The sequence below is a fragment of the Limosilactobacillus gastricus DSM 16045 genome (genome assembly GCF_001434365.1).
In the GTDB taxonomy this organism is placed as follows: domain Bacteria; phylum Bacillota; class Bacilli; order Lactobacillales; family Lactobacillaceae; genus Limosilactobacillus; species Limosilactobacillus gastricus.
Map to the genome: position 1 here is coordinate 1 of NZ_AZFN01000043.1, position 2,815 is coordinate 2,815.

General features: G+C 44.9%; 3 protein-coding genes. 1 reads left to right on the forward strand and 2 read right to left on the reverse strand.

The genetic code is table 11. The features are described 5' to 3' along the window. Window positions 1–561: helix-turn-helix domain-containing protein (locus tag FC60_RS09010; RefSeq protein ID WP_056938041.1), on the reverse strand; the 561-nt coding region annotated here is incomplete at its 3' end. A 192-nt stretch (window positions 562–753) separates the two neighbouring features. Further along, the gene (locus FC60_RS09015; protein WP_056938042.1) at window positions 754–2,178 is read right to left on the reverse strand and encodes a PTS galactitol transporter subunit IIC; all 1,425 of its coding nucleotides are present in this window, start codon (window positions 2,176–2,178) and stop codon (window positions 754–756) included. Between the two features lie 197 nt (window positions 2,179–2,375). On the opposite strand from FC60_RS09015, the gene FC60_RS09020 reads away from it, so the two are divergent. Next, window positions 2,376–2,815, forward strand: a 440-nt coding sequence (locus FC60_RS09020; protein ID WP_156399320.1) for a LacI family DNA-binding transcriptional regulator, incomplete at its 3' end; no start/stop codon positions are given.

Sequence of the window (2,815 nt, forward strand, 5' to 3'; positions counted from 1 at the left end):
TTCGATCAATTTTTTTGCGAAGGCAATCTGTACCTCCCGTTCCTTCGCTTTAGCTTTCAGCTGCCTTACTTCTTGTCGTAATCTTTTCACTTCATTGGTTGGTGTTTTGCCTTTATGGCGACCCCGGTTATCCTGAAGGGATTCCCAATCGTGAGTTCTTTGGTACTTTCGTACCCATGAATAGACCCGTTGATAGCTGACATTAAATTTTTCTGCCGCGGCTTGATAGTTATACTCGTGATCAATTGTCCATTGAGTAATTTGCCGTTTCTCCTCAAAAGTAACTTTTCGGCCCACTTTCCTAGCTCGCTTTCTTGTTGCGTAAGCAACACTTAATTGTCCACTATTGTACCGGACAATCCATTGATGTAGTTGGGAAAGACTACGAATTTGATATCTATTGAGAATTGCTTGGCCTGACAGGGTACCTGAAAGGTAAGCTTTAACGGCTGATCGCTTGGTTTGAAGTGTGTGCCTGTGATTGTGTTCAGGGCGAATCAATCCAGCCAAACCAGCCGTTAAAAATTGTTTAATCCATCTGTTAAGGCTAGAGGTCCGCACCTGGTGATAATCTGCGTATACCCCGAGTGAGTAGTCTGAATCTTGGTAATTACTGAGTAACCTTAATTTTTCCGTCGTTGAATATGTTCCTATTCAAAACACCCCCCTAGAGATGACACTTTTATTATTTAAAGTGTCAATCCTAGGGGGTATTGTACGTCCGCGAACCACTGGTCTTTTTGTGTCATAATCTTATTTTGCATTCTTTTCCGCCATCCGGTTCAAATAAGACCAAATTTGTGGTCGATACCGGCGAAGCCCATACAACGCTACCAAGTAGATAACGATACACAGCCCAATCCAAACCGGATTCTGGGAAATAAAGGCCGCGAATATAAGGGCGTTTACCGGCCGGGCAATTAGATTGAAGCTAGTAATCAAGACTACCCCGGCTGGAATCGCCACCCCATAGTGAGAAACCGTACCGGTGTAGATAGTTCCTAACCAACTGGAGGCGTACAGCCCCAATGAGAACCAAACAATTCCGTTGGCAATCACCTTTAAAATATTGCCACGAGTAACGGCGACGATCGATTCAACCATGAAGGGCAACGATATTAAATCAACTACCGGTAGAACCCGATTCCCCGGTAAGATGAAGGCGATTACCACCATAATCGGTATTAGAATCACCCCGGCAATGATTGTAGCTGGCTCCCCGTAACCAACCCCATCATCAACACCAAGGAACCACCGTTTTTTATCGTGAATAGCATCGATTTCTTTTCCTTGCTCAGCCACTTCCTTTTTGCGATTCTTGTCAATCTCTTCAGCCAATGGCGCGAAGGCTTTGGCAAAGACTCCGGTCACCAGCGGGAAAATTGTCATTACGGCAGCTAGCTGCACGGCAAACTGGAGGATTTGTCCCCACGCTTTGATAGTTCCTAAACTATGGAGATTCCCTAGGATACCGATAATTAACCCTAACAACGCCCCTAAGGTCGTCGGTTCCCCAAACACGCCTAACTTATTCTTAAAGTATTCCGGAGTCACCTTAACCCTGTTGAAGCCGAGTAGATTCCACAGTGGATCCAAGAAAATTGCCGGGATGGTCTGCTCAATGTTATGTGAGGCCGCCACCGTAGCGTTTTTGACCCCATAGTAATCTGACCATCGATCTGCCTGAACTTCCGCCAACACTAAGGAATACAGGAGCATAAAAAAGGACAACCCCATCGACAGCCAAAAGTTGTGGGTAACATAGTAGGCCATCGTCCCCCAAATCATGAAACCAAAGTTGTTCCATAAGTTAGAGGCCATAAAGACTTTAGTGATTCCCAAGGCAAAGATCAGCAATTCAAACAGAAGCCCGAACACAAAGAAAGCCAGGCCTACAGTTGACCCAAAGCTAGCTAGAGACCCGGCTTGCCAGCCAATATCGACCACCGGGAGTTTAATTCCGGTAGTACTCACCATCTGCTTAATAATCTTAGTGACCACCGGTGTGAATTCTGAAATGATCCAACCAAAACCCGTCAGCCCCACCCCGGCGTAAAAGGCGCTCATCATTGCCATTTTGGGTTGAACCTTTAAGAAAAGGGCGATGATAAAAATCATCACCGGGACGACAACGCTAGCCCCAAACGCCGTAAAAAAGGCATTGACATCTTGAAACATATTTTCCACCCCATCTGCTAGTGTACATTGAAAATAAATATATAAATCCCTCGATAAATCATTAGTGCTAATGTTATTCTAACTCTAGAAGAAAGCGTTTCCCAACTAAAAGCCGTTATTTTACCGGATAAGACGCTAACTAATTTAACATATTTAACTCAACTCTCTAAATTTTATGCACTCGAGGGGGCAGCATCGTGGAAAAACTAACAATTAACGACATTGCCAAACTAGCGGGGATTTTAACGGCCACCGTCTCCAACTTTCTAAACCACAATTACGGCAAGATGTCTGCCAAAACTCGTGCCCACGTGGCTAAAATTATCACTGAGCATAACTACCACCCCAATAGCGTCGCCCGCGATCTCGCAAAAAACGACAATAAAACAATCGGGGTTTCAATTGCTGACATCACCAATCCCTTCTCCGCCACCGTCCTTTCTGGAATCTCGGCGGTTTTTAATCAAGCGGGTTACCGGATGATCTTCACCAATGCTGATAATGATCAGGATACCAAAACTAGCAATATCCTACGGCTCCAAGCTCAAAACGTGGCTGGTATCATCATTGATCCAGTTAATCCCGACAATCCAATTTACCAGACTCTCTCCAATAACGACATCGTGATGTTCGACCG

Coding starts and splice junctions, on each gene's coding strand:
- FC60_RS09015 (WP_056938042.1), bottom strand. CDS start 2,178: ATGTTTCAAGATGTCAATGCCTTTTTTACGGCGTTTGGGGCTAGCGTT.